The sequence below is a fragment of the Desulfogranum japonicum DSM 18378 genome (assembly GCF_000429945.1).
Lineage (GTDB): Bacteria > Desulfobacterota > Desulfobulbia > Desulfobulbales > Desulfobulbaceae > Desulfogranum > Desulfogranum japonicum.
In genome coordinates this window covers 12,606-33,382 of the sequence record NZ_KE386994.1, presented here as the reverse complement: position 1 = coordinate 33,382, position 20,777 = coordinate 12,606, and the positions used below count along the sequence as shown (strand labels likewise).

Here is a 20,777-nt window from a genome sequence, read left to right as displayed (position 1 = left end):
TCATCAACGGCCTGTTCCCAAATATTTTTTTGCCTCACGGTACCCCTGCTCCAATAAAGAGAGAGTCCCCTCCCTTTCCTGAACCTCAAGGTCCGACATTTCGATAAGTTCCTGTGAAAAGGAACGCATATCCCCTGAAGCCATTACAGGAGTATGAACCAGCAACAACCGCTTATAGCCCCGCAATATCCGACGGCACAACTTCGTTGACATGGTTTCGTTGAAAGCTGTATCCAAGGAGCCGAACATATCTTTCCAATGGCGACACCATCCGGGGGTTAGAAAATAAGTGCCTGCTACCTGCCGTTGCTCCCGGTAATATTCCTCATCCCCACCAAGACATATACCTATACAGTCGGCAACTGGCTTCCCTGCAAACCGGGGATAAAAAACCGGACACGTGACATCAACCGTCTCAGCCGGATCAGCAAGCACGCCTCCGCACTGACCATAGCCCAGAAACAGACAGTGAATGTAACGATCCATCTGACGGCTTTCTTGTTCCAGTTTCTCTTTCAGGAGATCCCTGCGTCTGTGCAGGCCAAGTTCAAGAACCCGGATAAGAGCTTCATCGCCTGAATTTTCAGGGTCAAATGCTGAAATATGGGGAATTCGGTATACCGTATGCACACGCTGTGATTCAATGGAAGAAATAAGATGCTGTGCTTTGTGATCATCTACAACGGTTATCTTTGTCAGATCTGTATCCAAGGCAACGAGAGATGCTATCTCAAGCTCCATGATTTCACAGGTGAGAATACCAAGCACAGCCATGAACGCCCCTCATCTGATCATAAAAAAATCACTGAGCACCATCACTTTTTCAGGGCAAACGTGCTCACATCGCTTGCAGGAAACACCAGCACAACGTGAATGATACAGTTGAACCACTGGACGATTTTCCTTAAAACTTAACTCAAGTGCAGACTGCGGGCAGGCATCCACACAACCAGAACATGCAGTGCAACCTTCAATGGACAAGAGCAAGATCTCCCCTGGGTCAGAGACTACACTCAACTCCTGTACTCCCGGATTGCCCAGGTCCCCTATAGCTCCTGCTTGCAGTATTTCGGGAGCAGAGACGGTTTCAGGAAACGCTTTCACCCCATAACGAGTCAGCATAGTACGGTAACTGGTCATAGGCATACCTTCCGTCCAATATGCCAGCTCAAGCATATACATTTTTTTAAACGTGTCTGATGCCGCAAGCACGTAATGATCAGGCCGAATTCGATCTGCAAGCCGTTGCATTACATCCAGTTGCGCGGGATCCATAACCAGGTGCCTTGCCATTTTTAAAGAGGTATTGCCAACCTGCACAATCTTTTTTGTATATGCGGGAACCCATCCCATAAACATCGCCTTAACAGGATCTACATACGTTCCTGCGGCTCCAGCCATATACACGACGTGTATATCTCCATATCCAATCCCCGCCTCATGGCAAAGAGTTACATGCCCAGCCCTGATCGCGCCGAAAGCTTTACCCGCCTCCTGCAAATCCTCCTCAGTAAGAGAGAGTTTCCTTCCCAGATGCAGGCAAGCATCGGGCGTCTGGATACAAGGAAGTTCGATAAGACCTGCTTGTATCCCCTCACAAAGAGCTGCAACCACACCGGTGCCGGTGATGCCTTTCACCTGCGCGTTGTTCGAGGAAACCAAAGATGCTCGTTCCAGATCAACTACCGGCCCCTGTACAACCTGCATTTGTTCATCCAGAACCAAAAGACGATATTGCAAGTTACGCATCAACTGCAGATCAGTTACGGCACCTGGCGCGGCCAACATTCCGCAGGAAATCTGTTGCCCTTCTATGGCAGGCCCTGCTGCGGCAGAAGCTGTAATAATACGGCCATTATGATACAAAGCCATTTCTGCATTGGTTCCATAATCGGTAATCAATGCTGTCTGCTGCTCCTGGAGAATACCGCTTTGCAGCACCATAGCCAGGGCATCTGCTCCAATGGTATGACAGACAGCAGGTGGAATAAGCACCTGGCAGGTTTCATTCAATTCCAGGCCCTGTAATATTCCCGCCTGTATACTTACCCCGCGGCGATCAGGTTTCACAACACCGAGGGTTGCCAGTTTTCTAGCCCCTGTATAAGCCAGATCCCTCACTTCAATCCCCTGCAGCAGGGAGAGCTGAACCGTGTTACCACACACTGCCAAACGCCTGATCGCTATAACAGGAACCTTGAGACCTTCTACGACCCTGTTCACAGCAGTTCGTAACATTCTGGTCGCAACAGTAACACCAGCTTCAAGAGCAAAGTGTAAATGGTCCACAACATTAGCGCCAGGAAGAGGATGAGCCAGGGAAATAGAGGTGGAAAGGACTGCTCCGGAGGTCAGATCCACAGCCTGTGCACGAATTCCACTGGTACCGATGTCTACGGCTACGCCGATCTCATCCATCTCTCCACCAACATTACAGGCCGTAAGACTCTCTACGAAACCCATGTATCCTGGCATATCTCTCCAGACACAGGTCAATAAAATTTCCTTCATCCGCAGGCAATTTCTCAAGATCAGCCATATAATGTCTCAGAGCGTCATGTTCATAGGTTGTCAATTGTAGTTTATCATCCCCAAAAATAAGCTCTCCGCATTTCAATGCTGCTGCTCTGGCTCTACTATAAAGGCTCTGGTGATGCTCAACGACCACCTTGCCTATTTCCCAGGCAATATCAGGGCATAAAATATAGCTCTGAGGATCTCTATAACGATCGGAATTAACCATACAGGCCTGCAGTTCTTTCTCGTAGCCCAGGTTAATGGCAGTGTTCATGAGCGCTGTATCATAGCCCAGCATCTCGGTAAATACCGCGGCTGTGGTCCCGCCGAACATGGAGTGATATTCCACTGCTTCATTGGACCAGAGGTCACAGACAGCAGCGATGGCATTACCGCAGAAATCAGAATGGGCACAGGCACTACTTTTTCCTTCACAGGATACAGGCACCCCGGTAATGGCCTTAATTATAGGGTTTTCGTAGGCACAGTTTTTTCCAGGGCCCGTAGCACCACACTCATAGGCCACCAAGGTGTTGCTCACGCTGATAGCGCGCGAAATTGCTGCCAAGGTGTGGGGAATTTCCCGCCCATGATACCCACCGGCCATAAACATTGCGGTATTGGCATGGGCGCAGCTGGTGTCGCCGCTTGGAAGACAATTATGCCGCTCGGCTATGGCAACAATCTGCGGCCAGAGCCATTGCATATCCCTTCCACCCAGAACGGCCTGTGCAAACAACAAACCGGTAACGTCATTGCGAATAATGGCGTGATCAAAAATTTCCTTACCACCTATTGATTCGATGGCCACCATATCAGCATGCCGAGCACAAGCTGCAATCGCCTCCAGAACACGCTGGGAACGATCTGAATCACGCATATGCACCATGTCAGGTTTACGCAAGTCAGCAATGGTGAACCGGCAGCCCGAAACAATACCATACCTTTCTTCATATCTGTCCATAAGTGAAACAGTCTGAGCAGCTACGTCTTCACCCCATTCTGTTTTCTGAGTCATCTGGGCAACGTGTTCGATCTCCAGGCAGACATGGGGATGCCCTATGGAAACACATCGCTCCAAAGCATCATTATAACCTCGTTCAAACTCACGAAGTAGCGTTTTCAAGGACTTTTCGCTGCCAGCGCGGGGATGAACAACAATCTCCGGAATAACCTCCCCTCCTCCCAGACACATTCCCCTTCTGGTTGTTACCGGGTACAGGCAGGTACCGAACATCATTTCCTCCGCTCGAGCATAGGCCATGGTTTTGCTAAGCTGCATATGCCTCCTGGAATTATTTTTTTCTCCTGTTCTCCATCACAAGGCTGTAAACCAGATTCTTCCCATCACCCATTCCATTTTTCTCGAATCTGGCTCCATGTCATTCCCTGCAGTGCATCTTCCGCAATTCCGACAGCCCATGAAGCTTCTTTTCCCCATATACCTAAATCAAACCCAGCTGTAAAATCTTCATTAACAGCTCCTCCTCCACAGACAAATGGTATCTGTAAATTCAGATGTTTCAGCCGTGCGGCGATTCGAGGAAAGGCAGTCATGGTTGTCGTCATGAGTGCTGTTCCCCCAAGCAATATCGGTCTGTGTTGTTGACAGCTTCGCACCACGAGATCAACAGGTACATCTACGCCAAGATTGATAACTTCATACCCTGCCGCCCTGAGCAGAGCATTAACAATAAGCTGCCCTATATCGTGTATGTCACCTTCAGCAGTGTGGGTAATCACCTTTCCTTTTTTCTCCATGGGACGACCCATTTTTTCCTCACAGCGGGTAATACCTTCGAGCATGGCATCTGCAGACAGGACAACCTGGGGAAGAAAATATATTCCTTCACCCCATAATCTGCTGACCTCATCCATGCCGGGAATAAGGCCTTCCCGTATTACCTCTTCTGGCCTCTTATATTCCAACGCCTGATCAACAATGGTGATAATTTTTTCATCATCTCCATGGATGACATGCTCAGCCACCTCTTGCAGCAATGCGTCATGGGAAAATCTATGTGTTCGCTCTTCTTTCTGCTCACGAAAAAGATCATAGCGACTGAATATCAATGAATTGTCTTCAAGATACTTCACAAACACTCCTCCATATTCCGACATATAAGATAGTATACATCAGCACCATCAAAAGACGAAAGTTGAAAGTAGGTATTCACACTGTTACTCTTTTTCCATATTGAGGTAATTTCCAGGACGAAAACGCGGAGTACAAATAGCCAGGAAAACCAAATCACCAGTTCCACTGTTTGTTATACGTTGACAGGCTCCTTCTGGTATCCATACGACATCATAGGTGGTAACACGTGTTGCCGGGCAACCGTCAATTTCAACCACGCCTTCTCCCTCCAGGATAACGTATCGCTCTGTTGTCCCCAGTAATGCATGTAACTCTGTTGTAATACCCGGCTCAATTCTGGCACGGGCCACAGAACAGTCAGCATCAGCATCACTGTTCAAAAGCTCAGTAATGAAGCATTTTTCATTGGTATAAAATTCATTTTTAGGCTTATAGGTATATATCATTTTTTTTCCTGAAGTTATTATCGCCTATAATGAGGAACGTTCTTATATCACTCCATCTATTTGTAAGAAGAGTTGCATTATATGCTCTGATTTCTATACTCAATTTCATGGTTAAAATTCGACCAGGAGGGGGAGAATGAAAACTTTGTACACATTTGGAGTAGCCTGTTTTCTCGCGATGGTATTTGTAGCCGGTTGCACTAAGACTTCTTACCAAGAAGGTATTCAGGCCGCTGACAGTATTCAAAGCGTAGAACAGGAATTACGGGTAGGAAAAAAACAAATTGAAACCACGACGAAAGCCATGGAAGCCATGTTTATGGCACGTGGACCCCATCTGAAAAAACAGTTCAGAGTGTTCTCTGACTCCATCGATGACCTTGAAAAGTCACGAAAAACTGTAGCCAAAAGATTGGATACAATGCGCAAGAAAAAAGCTGACTATCTGAAACAGTGGTCAGAGCAGATGCAGACAATTGAAAGCGCCGCCATTCGAGAGACCTCTGAAAAGAGAAGAGAGAACGTTGAGCAAATGTTTGCAACCGTTCAAGGTGAACTCTCTGCAGTTGGCGAGACCTTTGCGCCCTTCATGGGCAAACTGAACGATATTCGCACAGCATTAAACATGGATTTGAATGAGAACGGGCTCCAGGCGATGCGTTCCATTGCAGACAAAGCCAAGTCCGATGCCCAAAATATCACGACCAGACTGGATACAACCATTTCAGTACTCAAGTCTACAGTCAGTGCCCTGTCAGGGAGTAATTGAACTCTGAATAAGTAGTCACTTCAGATATACCAGTGAGTTTCCAGACACTTGCCTTAGGGTCGCGAAAAATAATAAATATCCTGAAATTGCGTAGGATATCGGTTTAGTAACGTCGTCGCGTCAATGGCTCAATACGGCCAGTATGGAACCATTGACGCGACGACGTTATAAATTGCATTCCTCTCGAAATACCCGGTCAAGGAACCATAAAGGCCAACTTGTTTCATGCAAACATGGCACTCACGATTCCATCACAAACATTTTCTCAGCAACAGGAACTCCTTCCCCTGTCTTTAAAAAGACGTCCCAGCCATCGATTAATATATGCCTCAACGCATCCCACACCTGGATTGACGCTGATGGCATCAACCGGACAGTTGTTTGCACACGCCCCACATTCCATACAGGCATTGAGATCACAAATAGTTGCTTTTTTCTGCTTAATCTCAAAAACTCGATGGGGGCAGACGAGGATACAATTTCCACAGCCAACACAAACATCCACATTAAGCTTTAAGGTAGTAGTGTTATCAATATACCTCATTGTTTGCATGATTAAACCTCCTAATCAACAAATGGCGCAACCAACCACACCAATAAAGCCAGTATCGCTAACAAAGCCAAAACAGGTATCCCTCGCCTCATTTCATACTCTACGCCAGATGGCGATGTGTATGGCGTGCATCCAGTAAAATTCATAGCTTGGAAAGAACTAAAAACAGACATCCAGACACTTAACGATAATAGTTCAATCGTTACATGAGGATAAATATTGATCCCCCAACACAAAGCAACCAAGAGTGGAGGCCATAGCCCTTTCAGCCAAAATTGACGACAAGGTAGCCATGGTAGCAGTATAGGAACAAAAACAGAGCCACATAACAGACCAAGCAGAGTCGCCATGCCCAAATGCAAGGTGCGCTGAATAATTGCTTGCAAGGAAAACATATGCGGTCCTATCCAAGCAAAAAGGAAACCTGCTATCAGAACAAACCCTATTGTTTTAAGCTGAAGATAGAGCTCAACAGGGATCAGTTCCACTCGTTCCATCAACGTAAAGGTCACAGCCCTCATTCCTTCGCTTGCAGTATTGTCGCGTTCGAGAAATTCAGGAAGATCTCGTGCTTGAACAGGACCAAATATTATACGAAACCCACTCTTCTTCTTAACAAGGGATGATGATACGCCGCCTGCACATAGTTGGGGAACAATAAGTGTGTTATGGGAAACGAGCTCTGCAATACGAGTCTGCTTGACCATCAAGACAACTTCATCTGTAGAAAATGTTCCTTTCCCGGCAGCACACCAGACGTTGATACCCCTAGTGTCAACAACAAGTATCCAGCAGTCAACTTCGGCAAGCTCAAACCTAAGCAGATCAAAAGACAACTTGTAATTTGCTGTAACCAGAACAGGGCTATCCCTATGAGGAGTCCCCACAGCATACAAGCCGGGACTGATACGATAATTATCACGGATGATACCAATTCTGGTGAAAAGTCGTCCAACTCTGTCACGTAATTGCGACCGTGTAGCAACACGTGGTATCGGGCCAACCGGAGTGTCGATAAAACCCTCTACATATGCATCAATGGAGTAGCCTGCTTTTTCGTGAACACCAGCACGGGGTTCAGCGTTTGGGCCTCAACATGGGGCCTGGTTGTCAAAATGCTTTTGAGCATGATCTCCCTGTCCACACATGTCTGTTTCATTACGGCCTGAACACTGAGTATGTATAGTATTTTGCATAGTTCCAATAACGTAATAAATATTCTCACAACTTCATCGCAAGTACACATTCTCTCTAGTGTGTTTGCAATGCATTCAAAACCTGCTTTTCCAGATCATTAAAGGTTGCCATCATGCCTGCTTCAGGATCATTGAGAAAAATTTCCTTTAATGAAATAAAATATTCAAAAAGAGATTGCCTCAGGACAGGCCAATTTTCTCTTTTGGTCGTATTATGATCCCAGACATCCCAGCTTATAACAGCAACCCCAACAATAATTCCCAGGAATTTCCCGCCGGCTTTAGCGACAACTTTACCACCGGTTTTTACTGCCATCTGTGAAGCAGCTTTACCGGCAGACTTTGCCATAACCTTGGTTGAAACTTTTGTAACCAATGCCTTCATCTTGCTGGTGAGCACTACGACACCACCAGATCCTGATGCAACGACAGTCTTCAAGGAAAGAGGAATTGTACGGTCAGCGTCAGTGTTTGAAACAGTAAGAACAAGACCGTTCATATACCGATCCCATTCAGCACGAGGAATGGAAAACGTATCAGGTACAATCTCAATTTGCTGACGCAGCCTGGCTACGTACTGTTTAACAGTTTCACGAACAATACGTTCAAGTTCCAATTCAGCCTGTTGTGGCCGCAAGACTCTTTGAGAAAACTCTTCCTGAATATCCTGTGTCATTTTTTCAGCTGCAGTAGGCTGATTTTCAAATACATAATGCATTCCCGACTGACCAAGCGCTTTCATTCCTAACACCTGTTGAGTCCAGTAACTGAAATACCATTCGAGAAAATCCGTATCAACACGCTTCATAAGAAGCTCGAGCCACCTGTCGAGTTGATCACCGGCAAACAATTCTGCATGTTGACGGGCATCTGCAAGAGCCTCTGCCACGGCTCGATCAACCTCATTCCAGGGAATGGGTTCAACAACAGGCTTTTCCCGGACAACAGCATGTCGCGAATCTTCAATATTCTGTGCAACAAAAAAGCGACCAAGTGCCGCCAAAACAAGCAAAACGATAATTATCAAGATGCTGTTAAACAATATTTTTCGGACAGCTTCAAAAGCAGTCGCTATCCGTGTCAATTTACTCTCCTTATGATCCATAAAACATTTCCATGTTTAAAACATATCAGATATAGAACAGGACATACGATTATCTTAACATTTTACGAAGTAATTCCATTACAGGATACTTAGGGGTCGCAAAAAAAATCATCCGCTCCTATTGGTTATTCAACTCATAATTCTGACGGTTTCAATGGATCAATACGACCAGTATGGAGCAGTGAAACACTCAGGGAAATGAGCCGATATCCTATCCCCTTTTTTAAGTAATCAGTATTTCCCATGATTTTTGCTTCAAGTTCTTCTTCAACAGCAAGGAAGTTGCTGCCTTCCAGCTCGTACTATGAACAGAGAAAAAGGTTGTGTCGACCCACGCACGGCGCTATTGTGGAGCCGAAATACTCATCGGCACCATACTGTAACTGTGATTACTTGCTACTGTGCACGTGATAAAGGGAACGAATGCATGTTCCGTTTCACCGCACCCTCTTAATATCTATAACACATGCAGTAGCCATCAAATTCAAAACTTTTACAACCAATATATAAAGAAACATGCAAGGATATCTTATCACTTTTTACACCCAACAGGACCGCGAGCATGAAGACCGTCCTCTGGCCCAGTGGATTCTGGATCAGGCCAGAAAACTTGGTGTTCGAGGAGCCACCCTGCTTACGGCAAAGGCTGGCTTCGGCCATGACGGTCGATTCCACTCTGAGAGTTTTTTTGATCTTTCAGACAATCCAACCCTTATTCAGATGGCCCTGACACCTGAAGAGTCCGACAAATTATTTGCCTGCCTCGCTGACCAGAAAATACGAATCTTTTACACCAAATATGAAACAGAGTTCGGCTTTATCGGTCAGTTATGAACTGCAGCATTGCTCTTCTTCCGACATCTCCATTCTTTACGGGAGATCCCAAGGTACGCAGGAACACAGTTTTCTTTATATACACTGCTAAGGAATCATGATGATAGGTCCATTTGTTAATGTGTCGGCAGTTATTGTCGGCAGTCTTGCCGGTGTCTGCATCGGCTCCAGGCTCAATGCCAATTTTCGTCAGAATATGCCCATGGTTTTCGGTTGTGCCGCTATGGGCCTCGGCGTTGCAATGATCGTAAAGGTCAAACTCCTAGCACCGGTAGTGCTGGCATTGGTAGTAGGTTCCGCATTGGGAGAACTGGTTCAAATAGAAACAAAAATACAACAACTAGCTGGCAAAACAAGAAAGTGGGTGGATAAATTTGCCAAACCATCCGGTAATATAAGCCAGGAAGAGTTTCTGGATAAATACGTCGCCCTTCTGGTGTTATTTGCAATGAGTGGTACAGGAATTTACGGCTCTTTGAGCGAAGGAATGACAGGAGATCCAACCCTTCTCATTGTCAAAGCCATCCTTGACCTGTTCACCGCACCTATCTTTTCGTCAACCATGGGGCTGGCAGTGGGGTTACTGGCTATACCCATGTTCGCAGTGCAAAGTTCGCTATATCTCATGGCTACCCTGGTGCTGCCATTAACAACCCCTGAAATGCTGGCAGATTTTTCAGCATGCGGTGGATTAATCATGCTGGCCACAGGGTTTCGTATTTGCGGTATCAGACCGTTTCCCATTGCCAATATGATCCCAGCCCTACTGATTGTCATGCCGCTCTCCTGGGCATGGACAATGTATATAGTACAATGAGTAACGCACGAGATACGGATGCCAAGCCACAATTGACCAAACAGAAACACTTCTTCTCCTAAGGGGCGCGGGAAATAATAAATATTTAAAAATTGCGTAGGATATCGGTTTACGTCGTAACGTCAATGATTCCATACGGGCCGTATTGAGCCATTGACGCGACGACGTTACCGAGTTGAGAGACAAGCAAGATTGGATAATGTATTTTTTCCGTACCCCTAAGCCTGTTTCTGTCCATAATTGAGTGTTTTTGTTCTTTTCACGCTACAGCAAATATATTCATTCAGGACCGGCCCTTATTGGGCATCTGCCATGGAAATTACAGGAAAATATAACTCAGCAACCATTTTTACAGATACAATTGATGAAGCAGCTCTAAGCCAGTTATACAACATGCTCAACATCCCCTGCTTCCAAGACAGCCGGATAGCTATCATGCCCGATGTTCACATGGGTAAAGGATCTGTAGTTGGCTTTACAATGAGTTCAAACAGGTATATTAATCCCAACGTAATAGGAGTGGATATCGGCTGCGGGATAACCGCCTTGAACCTGGGACAGGTCCACATCAACCTTGAGCAATTTGACAATTTTGTTCACTCTGCTATTCCAGCTGGCAGTGACATTCACTCTACAATCAATACGCAGCGTGCAGCAGCAGTTCCAGAACTCGATAAGTTAATTCGAAAAGTGGCGCCGACTGAACATCAGAGAATTCTGTTAAGTATTGGATCACTTGGTGGTGGAAATCACTTTATTGAACTGGACAAGGACGATCATGCCAATATTTGGCTGATTATTCACAGTGGCAGCAGAAACCTTGGCTTACAGGTGTGCAGGTTTCATCAGCAAAAGGCCAAACAGGCACTGAAGGAAGAGTTCAAAGGAGCAGGCGCCTATCACGGCATGGAATACCTTACCCATGAAAATGGAGGGAATGAATATCTCTCAGATATGCGTATTGCTCAGGCCTACGCAGAACTGAATCGCCTGACCATCGCGCAAATTCTCACGGAAGGCTATTTGTCGCAGAAACTCTCTCACTGTCGACAGATAACAAGCGTTCACAATTATTTCAATTTTGCAGACAACATTGTGAGAAAAGGTGCCATTTCAGCGCACAAAGGTGAATCTGTCATTATTCCACTGAACATGCGAGATGGCTGCATTATCGGAACAGGCAAAGGTAACCCTGAATGGAATTTTTCAGCTCCGCACGGGGCTGGCAGACTGTTAAAAAGGGGAGAAGCCAAGACTCTGATAAGCCTTGCGGAATACAAGGAGGCAATGCAGGGTATTTACAGCACCTGTGTCAGTGAACGTACCATAGATGAATCTCCTATGGCTTATAAAGACACCAATGAACTACAGCAACTGATAACCGACTGTGTTGATATAGAAACAATTATACAACCAATCTACAATTTCAAAGCCTGACAAAGGATAAGGCGTTACACCATATCCAATAAATTCCCGGCAATACACAGACGCATCTGAAACGGCTTTGTGTATTGCCGAAAACATATTGAATTTTCCACGCGTTACCCAAAACTGTTTTACGTTTCAAGCATCCTACAATTTTGCATCAATCATTCTTCAAAAGAAGAAGGTTTATACCTGGCAAGGAAAAATCTGGAAAAAACAGTTTGCTTGTCTGCATAGTCTCGAACCATTCATTACCTACGAGAACATCCCCTGCATCGCTCACGTGCAGATTATCTCCAGAGGAATACTTGGATTCCCATTGATATTCAGGATCATCTCCATACCAGAGGGCACCGTACTGATCGGCCATGATAATGCCATAGTCCCTGGCAAGATCCTTTATCTGGTAGTTATATTGATCAATGTCCCAAACCGCAGTATTAGGAGTGATAGTGGTAATAACCGGCGCAATCCCTCGGGCAATGGCCCGGTCTGCCATAAGTTTGATGTTCGCACGGGTTGAAGTGGGATGAAGTTCTTCATAGCGATCATTGGCGCCGAACATAATGAGGATACAGTTAGCATCAGAGTGTGCACTCATAACCGTATTGATTCTGGATGCACCTTCATAGGAACGCTCTCCAGGATGGCCGTAGTTATATACTCTGGAATTACTATTAATATCCTGCAAAAGTTCCTGCAGGGTATCCACATATCCGCCTTCGGTTTCACCTGTCCGGTCATGTCCGCACCAGTAATTGACATTGTGAGCTGCGTCCCTTTTACAGCCTGCTGTGATGCTGTCTCCAATGGCAATGCATTTAAAAGGGTCGGCTATGCCCCTGCCTGAAATACTGCTGTAATAGCTTGAAGCCTTAGTAGTGGCTTTACCGGCAGCGGCAACCACGTCATTCTCCACGGCAAAACGCCCCTCATTGTACACAGCCCATATCTGTACGATATCACTGCCGGTGTTTCGCCACCAGGACAATACCAGTTGGCCGGCATCATTCCACGTAAGCTCAGGGGACATATCTGCCAATGCATTATCTGCATGTACCATCCGGGGCTCTGACCAACCGTTGCCGGTCCAGGTTGCAAAATAGATATCACTGTCTCCCTGAGCTACAGCCAGGGAAGACCAAGCAAGAATGGGAATATCGCCAAGAAGTACTGCAGTGGGAGCTGTATCAGAATAGAGTTGAGTCTCCACCGTTGACTCCAGACTCTTCCCGTCACTGGTTGAGTATGTGTAAAAAATGCTATCACGGCCATCGCCGAATTGCACTTTAAATTCCCACCGTTCGCCTTGAGCATTCTCAATTTCGACTGTACGGTCTGAAAAAGAGCTGGCTAGAGCCATCGCTGGCTGACTACAAAGAACGACACAAACCAGGGTCAGGCAGGAAACGACAGCCATTATCCATGTATACATCTTCATATTAGTAAATTTCTGTTACCTCATTACTGGTTAATCTACGGCACAGTACAGCTTATATGGTCCTAATGAAAATAGACCACACCGAACAGCATTCATCAGACATCTACTCAGAGGGAATATAGTCTCTGTGAAAAAGGGAATGTTCAACGTGAAGTTCGCACGTGTTGTGCCTGGAAACGAACGCCCCCGACTATCCCGATTACTAGCCGAGATAAATCAGGTACTGTATTTTCCACGAATCAAAAATCATTTGAAAGGCAGCATACGTACACTCTTCCTGTCAGGTGTACACACACAAGACCTTCTTATTCAAGCTGTGAGCTTTTCAAAAAAGAGAACAACACAACTCTTTTAACTACACATTCTCTGCAGCCTTGAATAGGTTCGTGAAAAAATCAGGACTAACGCGGATTCTTTAACGCAAACAGCTGGCAATTACAAGGCTCTGTAAACCTGTAAAGAAATATTTCCCAGAGAAAACCGTTTCTTGTGCATCACCGGCAGCAGAAACGGTTTGTATGAGGCCGCAATTACAGAGATTCTGGAAGAGCTTGCCGAGAATAGGCATTCTCTGATAATCTCCCAGACTCTGATGTCCAAGTCAGTATCACTATAATGTGAAGAATTTCGATGCTCTCTTTCCTGACAGAAGGCCGGAAATTTACGAAATAATCAATGTTGTCTGGTAGCGGAACGTTTCATTTCACGCACCAGCAGATCAAAATCAACATCCACAAACGGTCTGTGTTCTGCCAGTTCCATGCAATACTTCCTGGCATACAGATCTTTCTCCACAAGGAGTTCCAGCTGATCGGCAACATTTGGCGACAAGCCAGACATCCTCCAGAAATCTTTTCCTATGGCTAAAATCATGACGACCATGAGAAGAATAACAGACCACAACAAATTGGAGTCTGCACCAGCTATAGAATTTTGGGACCAGAAAGAAATCAGGGTACCGATAACAAACCCGCACATGACCCCTACCCAGCGAATGCAGTCCAGATGTTTTTTCAAATCGTATTTGGGATCTTCTGATTCCAGTGGAGTGAGATACTTTGGAATCTGTTCCAAAGTAACAAAAAAATGAATAATGGTTAAAACAAATCCCAAGGTTACCCAGGTTCGTACAAACTGGACCGTAGATTCAGAGTACGATTCAAAGAGAAAAAAAGCTTCACCTGAAAACCACGCCTGGAGGAGGATGGGGATAAAGGATCCGTATGCTACTGCCTTCACACAACTGGATATATATGAACTTCGACAAACCTTGGTCAGCGATTCCAGCTGAGATTGGCGACAGAAAAGTCGCTTCATGACTACTACCTACTTACATCTCTAAACTTCAAAAAAAATGGCCCAAAAATATTTTTCCATCAAAAATATTTATATAGAGCCTATCATAACCATAAAAAGAGCTCTTGTCAGCACTTCTCTGAAAGGTCAGACAACTTTTTAAATCGGAAAAATAAAAACTTGTGGAATATAAAAAAGATAGCCTCTCATTTTTCTGCTCCTTTTTTAGACCGCCAGAGCCTATCTAACCACAAAATTGAAAGAGAATCTCATACAGCTTGTATTGCTGCCAGCCACAAAGGCATCAGGATCAAATCAAAAATTTGGCCAGACCAATTGCCTATAGTGGTTAAAACGGTTCACTATTCTTGCCCGCTGTTCAACCTGGAACTAATGATGCGCAAGGCACAATCAAACTGAAGCCCCCTGTGAAAAGCCTTGCGGCACAAGAGAAAAATGGCAAAAACATTTGTTATTCTGATCAGTAAGGCGTAATATAAAGGTAATGGCGCTCATGTCATCCTCCTACTTGAACCCCTCTGCAGATCATCCCCTATTTCGGCAGAGGGGTTTTTTATTCATTTCGACACAAGCCTGCAGATAAGCAGTTACCCACAGACATCCATTCTAATACGATATAAAAAAAAGCCGGCAACCACATGGCTGCCGGCTTTGTACATTTTAAAAAAGCAACATCCTCATGAACACTTCGAATATCCACATTCATGACAGATCTCGCACCCTTCTTCGAAGACCAGCCTGCCGCTGCTGCACTCAGGACAAGCACTGGAGAAACCATGGTGAGTAGCTGCCATAAAGGATTTGAGCAGTTTGCCAAGTTGGGCAGGTAAATCAAGCATGTGTCCACTGGAACGATCGAGTTGCTTGATAATCTCCTCCATGGGAATCTGGTAACGTAAGGCAAGGGAAACCAGACGGCATGTGGTTGTCCACATGGTTGATTTATCTTTCAGGTCGACCCTGTTATCAAATGGAAATTTAGCAAAAACCTCCATGGGATTTTCGTTTTCATCAAAACAAACAATGAGATAAATCGTATTCTGATTAATATCTTTGAGGCGATAACGTTTAGCACTGAGTACATCGGGTAGCTCTGTCTTACGAACAAGCCCGGCTGAAGCTGAAACAGTTGCCTCATTTGCCTTGTCACTGGTGGTGGCATTGAGTACCTGATGATCACGGGAACCATCTCTGTATACGGTCAGTCCCTTGCACCCGAGGTCAAATCCCAGCATGTAGGCAGTACGTACATCATCACGGGTTGCAGCAGAAGGGAGATTAATGGTTTTACTGATAGATGAATCAACTCCATTATTCTGTAATATCCCCTGCATATGGATATGTTCATGCGGGGAAATATCCTGGGCTGTACGGAAAATTTCCTGCCATTTCACAGGTATTTGACTATGTCCTATAACTGTACCGCTGGAAGCGACATCTCCCATCAGCTTCTCAGAATAAAAACCTTCCTGCCTGGCCACATCCTCAAAATGCCTGTTAACCATTAACAGTCGATCGCCATCCATAACGTGTTTTTCCATTACAATCGAAAAATACGGCTCACAGCCTGATGCGCAGTCAGCAATCATAGATACCGTACCAGTTGGCTGTATGGATGTGAGTGCGGCATTTCTGCGCGGTTTGTAGGTGTTGATTTCCGGATCGTAAGCAGGAAACGGGCCCTTGATTTCAGCAATGGCTACAGATGCTTTTTCTGCTTCATCGCGAATAAAGCGCATAACATTTGAGGCAGCCTCCCTTCCTTTCTCTGAAGCGTAAGGCAGCTCCATTTGGATAAGCATATCATGCAGGCCCATAACTCCCAGCCCTACTTTACGGGTCTTTTGGGTCATCTCTGCAATTTCAGGGATAGGAAATCGATTGCAATCTATGACATTATCCAGAAAACGAACCGCAAGATGCACTGTTTTAGCCAGTTGTTCGTAGTCCACATCTCCCTCTAAGACATAATGCCCGAGGTTAATGGAGCCTAGATTACAGGATTCATAAGGGAGAAGCCACTGCTCCCCACAGGGGTTAGTTGCTTCAAAATCACCAAGTTGAGGAGTGGCATTATCGCGATTTGCCGCATCAATAAACAAAACACCAGGTTCACCGTTATGCCAGGCCAGATCAATAATCTTGTTAAAGACCTCAACCGCCCTAAGTGACTGGGTGACTTTGCCCGTTACCGGATTGACCAAATCATAATCCAGATCGTTTTTCACAGCATCCATAAACAGGTCGGTTATGGCAACGCTGAAGTTGAAATTAGTGTATTTAGTCTGATCTTCCTTGGCTACTATGAACTGCATAATATCAGGATGATCAATGCGCAGGACTCCCATGTTGGCTCCCCTGCGCTTACCGCCCTGCTTGATGGTTTCGGTTGCCGCATCAAACACAGCTGCAAAACTCAGCGGCCCTGAAGCTACTCCCTGGGTGGATCGAACCGACGAATTTTTAGGACGCAGGCGAGAAAAGGAATATCCTGTTCCACCGCCGGTTTTATGCACAAGAGCCCCATTACGAATAGAGGTAAAAATGCCGTCCATGGAATCTTCCACAGGAAGAACAAAACAGGCTGAAAGCTGCCCGAGGTCTGTCCCTGCATTCATCAGACATGGCGAGTTTGGCAGAAAATCAAGATGATAGATCATGTTGAAAAAATCATCCCGAATGGTATCATAGTCATCGAGTTCCTGGTCAACCAGGGCCACGGCATTAGCTACCCGCCGACAGAGAATTTCCCAGTTTTCAATGGGATTTCCCTTTTCATCTTTGAGATAATAGCGACGCTCAAGAACGGTTTCGGCAGTTTCTGTTAACTGTTGTCTCGGCATGTCTTTTGTCATACACTCCTCTCCCCGTATGCTCAATGGTTGTAGTCGCAACATATCTTTGCGATAATCACAAAAAAGCAACGACCCTTATTGTCCAACGGCAATTGAGTTACAAGTTATTCTGGCTAATAATTGAAAAATTTCGCACGCAAGCTGTACCTGGCAGATTGAAAAATTAAAAATCTGTTACCCGGCACCTGACGCGCAAGTTTAGAATACAAGAATTGTCTTTATGTTTTAGGGCACCCTTTGAAACAGTACATGAAACACTGTGGGCAACCCTTGAAAGCGGTTGTTTGCCAACACAGATCGGTCACTACAACAGGCAGTTGGAACAACCTGAAAAATTGCTCCATCCATGTTGACCACGCAGGGAAGTTATCACAACATATGGACAGGTTCAACAAGAAAAAGCCCCACATGTTGTGTTTTTTTAACAAAAACTGAAAAACTCATATTTTCAACAAGTTCTACAAACTGGTCTGTTTTTCAGGCCAAATTCACTTCTTTTTTCTGGACTTTTACAATCAACGTGTTCTTCTTCAACAGATACTCAATCGAAATAGAAACACCACTCGAACAGCGCCGAATAGCTGCTGGTGTGAACAAAATTATCAGAGGCAAACTCACCCCTGAGAGCTTGCTGAGGAGTTAATCTGTACGTAACCGTAAAAGCTGTCTGGTACCTCACCTGATCGTCCAGAATCAGAGGTTGGGTGATCAGACTTTTCAGTCCCCACACCCAGTGATCAGTATCTGGAAACAACCAGCCAAGTTCCACAGTTGGTCCGGCCTCAACCTTGCCGGATATTTTATCCGATACCCACAATGATATACCACCAAGACCATACCCATATCCCAATGGGGTTACTGGCGTTGTTCTGCCTATGCCAGCTTGTCCATACAAAACTAAAGAATCATCATCGTCTGCAAATGTAAATCTCGTAAATCCAAGATTTACAAGCCATGCAGGCTGTCCCCACAGTGGTTCCAGCGGATTGGTTGACTGCAGGGTGATCAAATCCAGGCTTTCCAACTTCAACTGTTTGGTAGAAGGGGTATACCTGAACTCTGTATCCAAAATTTCAATTCCCACACCAGGAATATACCCTTGAAGTGGATCAAAGACATCATGGAGAATTGGGCGTCCTCCCAACAACCAAGAGGAGAGACCATCCTGTACCCCTGCTCCCATTACAATACGCATGGACGGATGTCCCTTATCAGGCCTCACAGGCAAGGGCTTATGGGGTTGTTGAACCTTGCATCGGGGGAGAGTACTGCGCTGGATGGCCAGTTCATGTTGCACACGTGCAAGTTTTGTCTCGCCGGCTACCTTATGGCGTGGATGTTGTTTAACCTGCAGATATTGATTATACAGCATGGCCAGCTCTAAAACGCAGGCCTGCATATGAGTGTTGAGCTGCGTAAATTGTTGACACTTCAAGTTTTCGCTGTTTTGTCCAAGATTGGCGCCCAGTTGCTGCAATGGTTGGGAAAGCCGTTGTGCAGCCTGTAGTATTCTACTGCTCTTGCTGGGACGATAGACGGGAGGAGCTCGCAAGCCAATTTTTTTTTCTATTTGACGGACTGTTTCCACTGGCAATGTCCAGTACTGATACGCGTTAATCAAGGGTAACTCAGGTCTCAATACTTCAAGCAAAGCGAGTAATTGATAGGCACAGTTTTGCCGTAAAAAATAATAAGGAATGCCTATTCCTTGCAGTTCCCAAACGTGGAGGAGAAAAAAATCAATCTCCTGTTGCGTCAGATCCAGGGGATATTCCCAGATGTCTCTATCCTCCAGACTGCCATACATTTGTGCCTGCACATAGTAAGGCGTGGCTGAAAAATACCCCAGGTAGTTACCCACAAGCCCCTTGGCGGCATACCCTATGCCGCGCTCTGCTCCGGCATCTGCAACAAATCCTACACTGGCAGACAATAGGGGGTCAGAGGATGAAAAATCCGCTGAATCTATTCGCAGCAGTGTGTGCCCAAACATAGAAGCAGGATTATTCATGTAGGATACCGGTAAAACCAGGCTCAGTCCTGTACCATTGATTGCGGTGAGCCACTTGCTCAATGCCGGGCATTTACGGATAACATCCTCTGGATCAACAACATCAAGTTCTTGTGCGAGGAAACTGTAACGTGCAGGGAAACGGCAACGCGGATCAGTATCAGCAAGAGATGTTGTTTCAGTGGCAAAACGATTTTCGCCCCAAAACATCTCCAGGTTGGCATATCCTTCTGTTTCCGGATTCAACGAAGCGCCTTTACTGAAAAAAAAATTTGCCGAAAAAGGAATGAGAGAAGTATTGTCAATATAATGTAACAACTTCAACCATTTGGCTGATGCCCATATATGTTTATCATGAGCACGTTTTTTTAATGCAGAAATATCATACACTGCCAGTGATGAGTCGGGCTGCCAAAACAGAAACACGGCAAGCAGAATGCATGCAAGCAGGTTCTTCACCCTACCCCAATTCTAAAAAAAATTGCTGTAAACGCTGCAAATAAACAAGACTCCGAGACGACAATATATAAACAGGTACCTGGAGACTGTCCCCAAATAGCATTTTAGACGACTGATATTTCAGGAATACTTTCCTTTAAAAACAACCCCGCTATCAGGAAAAAACATTTATGGACAGGCACGAGGAGGCTTCTAGGAATCTGTCGGCGAAAGCTCTTCTTCCCCATATTTGTGTTATTTTTAAAAAAATCAATGCTCACAATATCAACTAAATGGCTGTGCTTGATGTTCTGAAAATGCCTTAATCTGAGAAAAAATAGCAATTCTCCGACAAACTCCTAGTTAAAGTCAGCTGTATCCATGGCTTCATACAACGAAGTAAGCATAACATGCGGAGGAGTCTGCGAAGTTGGATACAACAACATATATTGTTCCTGTACTAACGCCAAAAACTGAGCCTGCTTCTCTTGAGGAACCTTCAACAAAGTTGCTAAAGCGTGTACATGTTCGCCATCTCCTGTTGCCATTTCTATTTTCAGGTCAGCATAATTGGCCCGGGTGAACGCCTCGACGCCAGCATTCCCACTGTCAGAAGATCCAGGGGTGGAGCTTGAAGAAACATCAAGCAAGCCATTAACGGTATTATCCAACGTATTGGTAACGCTCTCCGTTGGTGCACTGGTGGGAGAACACCCACTGAGCATCAAAAAGCATACAACCGGAGTGATTACAGATACTATTTTATTCATGTATATCCATTTCCTTCAAATAACGTGCGATTATTCTTTCCCCGCTTGGGTCATCGCGATATCATAGTAAAGGGTATCACTAATCGTCAAGGGCAGAGCAGTACTATCAATGCTTTCTTGTACCTTGCCAATTACTTACCCTCTCATTATAGTGGTGCTATCGTCTGGAAACTGACCTCTTAGAG

At 45.3% G+C, this 20,777-nt stretch carries 17 protein-coding genes; 4 read left to right on the top strand and 13 right to left on the bottom strand.

Annotated elements, in window-relative coordinates; genetic code table 11:
- Positions 1–3: 3 nt before the first annotated feature.
- The 5 genes from G493_RS0123915 to G493_RS0123895 form a co-directional block, all read right to left on the bottom strand.
- On the bottom strand, positions 4–774 hold the full coding sequence (locus tag G493_RS0123915) for a DUF1638 domain-containing protein (RefSeq protein ID WP_028582366.1): 771 nt from the start codon (positions 772–774) through the stop codon (positions 4–6).
- Positions 775–783: 9 nt separating this feature from the next.
- Positions 784–2,475: a methylamine methyltransferase corrinoid protein reductive activase gene (locus tag G493_RS0123910; RefSeq protein WP_205623753.1), complete on the bottom strand. Its 1,692-nt coding sequence runs from the start codon at positions 2,473–2,475 to the stop codon at positions 784–786.
- On the bottom strand, positions 2,432–3,799 hold the full coding sequence (locus G493_RS0123905; RefSeq protein ID WP_028582364.1) for a methyltransferase MtaB domain-containing protein: 1,368 nt from the start codon (positions 3,797–3,799) through the stop codon (positions 2,432–2,434). Before G493_RS0123905 ends, G493_RS0123910 begins: the two co-directional genes overlap by 44 nt.
- A 65-nt stretch (positions 3,800–3,864) precedes the next feature.
- Positions 3,865–4,614: a B12-binding domain-containing protein gene (locus G493_RS0123900; protein ID WP_028582363.1), complete on the bottom strand. Its 750-nt coding sequence runs from the start codon at positions 4,612–4,614 to the stop codon at positions 3,865–3,867.
- Positions 4,615–4,698: 84 nt separating this feature from the next.
- Positions 4,699–5,061, bottom strand: a complete 363-nt coding sequence (locus G493_RS0123895; protein ID WP_028582362.1) for a cupin domain-containing protein — start codon at positions 5,059–5,061, stop codon at positions 4,699–4,701.
- Between the two features lie 136 nt (positions 5,062–5,197).
- Here G493_RS0123895 and G493_RS0123890 point away from each other — a divergent pair, with 136 nt between their 5' ends.
- On the top strand, positions 5,198–5,830 hold the full coding sequence (locus G493_RS0123890) for a DUF2959 family protein (protein ID WP_028582361.1): 633 nt from the start codon (positions 5,198–5,200) through the stop codon (positions 5,828–5,830).
- A gap of 265 nt (positions 5,831–6,095) precedes the next feature.
- On the opposite strand, the gene hgcB is transcribed toward G493_RS0123890, so the two are convergent.
- From hgcB to G493_RS0123870, 3 genes are read right to left on the bottom strand one after another with little or no spacing between them, the layout of a single operon-like run.
- Entirely contained in the window at positions 6,096–6,383 is a 288-nt protein-coding gene (hgcB, locus tag G493_RS0123885) for a mercury methylation ferredoxin HgcB (RefSeq protein WP_084813749.1), read from the bottom strand.
- Positions 6,384–6,394: 11 nt separating this feature from the next.
- Complete coding sequence (gene hgcA, locus G493_RS0123880; protein WP_250697406.1) at positions 6,395–7,579, bottom strand: mercury methylation corrinoid protein HgcA; 1,185 nt, start codon at positions 7,577–7,579, stop codon at positions 6,395–6,397.
- Positions 7,580–7,634: 55 nt separating this feature from the next.
- Positions 7,635–8,684 carry a hypothetical protein gene (locus G493_RS0123870; protein WP_028582357.1) on the bottom strand — a complete coding sequence of 350 codons (1,050 nt, stop codon included), beginning with the start codon at positions 8,682–8,684 and terminating at the stop codon, positions 7,635–7,637.
- Positions 8,685–9,200: 516 nt separating this feature from the next.
- Here G493_RS0123870 and G493_RS0123865 point away from each other — a divergent pair.
- The 3 genes from G493_RS0123865 (at position 9,201) to G493_RS0123855 (ending at position 11,772) form a co-directional block, all read left to right on the top strand.
- Positions 9,201–9,518, top strand: coding sequence for a DUF190 domain-containing protein (locus G493_RS0123865; RefSeq protein WP_028582356.1), 318 nt, complete (start codon positions 9,201–9,203; stop codon positions 9,516–9,518).
- 97 nt (positions 9,519–9,615) lie between these two features.
- The gene (locus tag G493_RS0123860) at positions 9,616–10,335 is read left to right on the top strand and encodes a DUF554 domain-containing protein (protein ID WP_028582355.1); all 720 of its coding nucleotides are present in this window, start codon (positions 9,616–9,618) and stop codon (positions 10,333–10,335) included.
- 312 nt (positions 10,336–10,647) lie between these two features.
- On the top strand, positions 10,648–11,772 hold the full coding sequence (locus tag G493_RS0123855; protein ID WP_028582354.1) for an RNA-splicing ligase RtcB: 1,125 nt from the start codon (positions 10,648–10,650) through the stop codon (positions 11,770–11,772).
- Positions 11,773–11,920: 148 nt separating this feature from the next.
- Here G493_RS0123855 and G493_RS0123850 read toward each other — a convergent pair whose 3' ends face one another.
- The 5 genes from G493_RS0123850 to G493_RS32735 all read right to left on the bottom strand — a co-directional run bounded on the left by G493_RS0123850 (position 11,921) and on the right by G493_RS32735 (position 20,592).
- Positions 11,921–13,201 (bottom strand): SGNH/GDSL hydrolase family protein, encoded by a 1,281-nt coding sequence (locus G493_RS0123850; protein WP_028582353.1) that lies wholly within the window; start codon positions 13,199–13,201, stop codon positions 11,921–11,923.
- A gap of 672 nt (positions 13,202–13,873) precedes the next feature.
- Entirely contained in the window at positions 13,874–14,518 is a 645-nt protein-coding gene (locus G493_RS0123840; protein WP_028582352.1) for a hypothetical protein, read from the bottom strand.
- Positions 14,519–15,195: 677 nt separating this feature from the next.
- Positions 15,196–17,373 (bottom strand): adenosylcobalamin-dependent ribonucleoside-diphosphate reductase, encoded by a 2,178-nt coding sequence (locus G493_RS0123825; protein ID WP_028582351.1) that lies wholly within the window; start codon positions 17,371–17,373, stop codon positions 15,196–15,198.
- Positions 17,374–17,914: 541 nt separating this feature from the next.
- A complete protein-coding gene (locus tag G493_RS0123820) occupies positions 17,915–19,843 on the bottom strand; it encodes an Lnb N-terminal periplasmic domain-containing protein (protein WP_028582350.1) in 1,929 nt (642 codons plus the stop codon).
- A gap of 338 nt (positions 19,844–20,181) precedes the next feature.
- A complete protein-coding gene (locus tag G493_RS32735; protein ID WP_028582349.1) occupies positions 20,182–20,592 on the bottom strand; it encodes a DUF3015 family protein in 411 nt (136 codons plus the stop codon).
- Between the last annotated feature and the right edge of the window lie 185 nt (positions 20,593–20,777).

Bases quoted from the DNA above. Each gene is read 5' to 3' on its own strand.
- G493_RS32735 (WP_028582349.1), bottom strand. From the start codon at position 20,592: ATGAATAAAATAGTATCTGTAATCACTCCGGTTGTATGCTTTTTGATG.
- G493_RS0123855 (WP_028582354.1), top strand. From the start codon at position 10,648: ATGGAAATTACAGGAAAATATAACTCAGCAACCATTTTTACAGATACA.
- G493_RS0123825 (WP_028582351.1), bottom strand. From the start codon at position 17,373: ATGACAAAAGACATGCCGAGACAACAGTTAACAGAAACTGCCGAAACC.
- G493_RS0123890 (WP_028582361.1), top strand. From the start codon at position 5,198: ATGAAAACTTTGTACACATTTGGAGTAGCCTGTTTTCTCGCGATGGTA.
- G493_RS0123915 (WP_028582366.1), bottom strand. From the start codon at position 774: ATGGCTGTGCTTGGTATTCTCACCTGTGAAATCATGGAGCTTGAGATA.
- G493_RS0123895 (WP_028582362.1), bottom strand. From the start codon at position 5,061: ATGATATATACCTATAAGCCTAAAAATGAATTTTATACCAATGAAAAA.
- G493_RS0123850 (WP_028582353.1), bottom strand. From the start codon at position 13,201: ATGAAGATGTATACATGGATAATGGCTGTCGTTTCCTGCCTGACCCTG.
- G493_RS0123860 (WP_028582355.1), top strand. From the start codon at position 9,616: ATGATGATAGGTCCATTTGTTAATGTGTCGGCAGTTATTGTCGGCAGT.
- hgcB (WP_084813749.1), bottom strand. From the start codon at position 6,383: ATGCAAACAATGAGGTATATTGATAACACTACTACCTTAAAGCTTAAT.
- G493_RS0123870 (WP_028582357.1), bottom strand. From the start codon at position 8,684: ATGGATCATAAGGAGAGTAAATTGACACGGATAGCGACTGCTTTTGAA.
- G493_RS0123910 (WP_205623753.1), bottom strand. From the start codon at position 2,475: ATGCCAGGATACATGGGTTTCGTAGAGAGTCTTACGGCCTGTAATGTT.
- G493_RS0123905 (WP_028582364.1), bottom strand. From the start codon at position 3,799: ATGCAGCTTAGCAAAACCATGGCCTATGCTCGAGCGGAGGAAATGATG.
- G493_RS0123865 (WP_028582356.1), top strand. From the start codon at position 9,201: ATGCAAGGATATCTTATCACTTTTTACACCCAACAGGACCGCGAGCAT.
- G493_RS0123840 (WP_028582352.1), bottom strand. From the start codon at position 14,518: ATGAAGCGACTTTTCTGTCGCCAATCTCAGCTGGAATCGCTGACCAAG.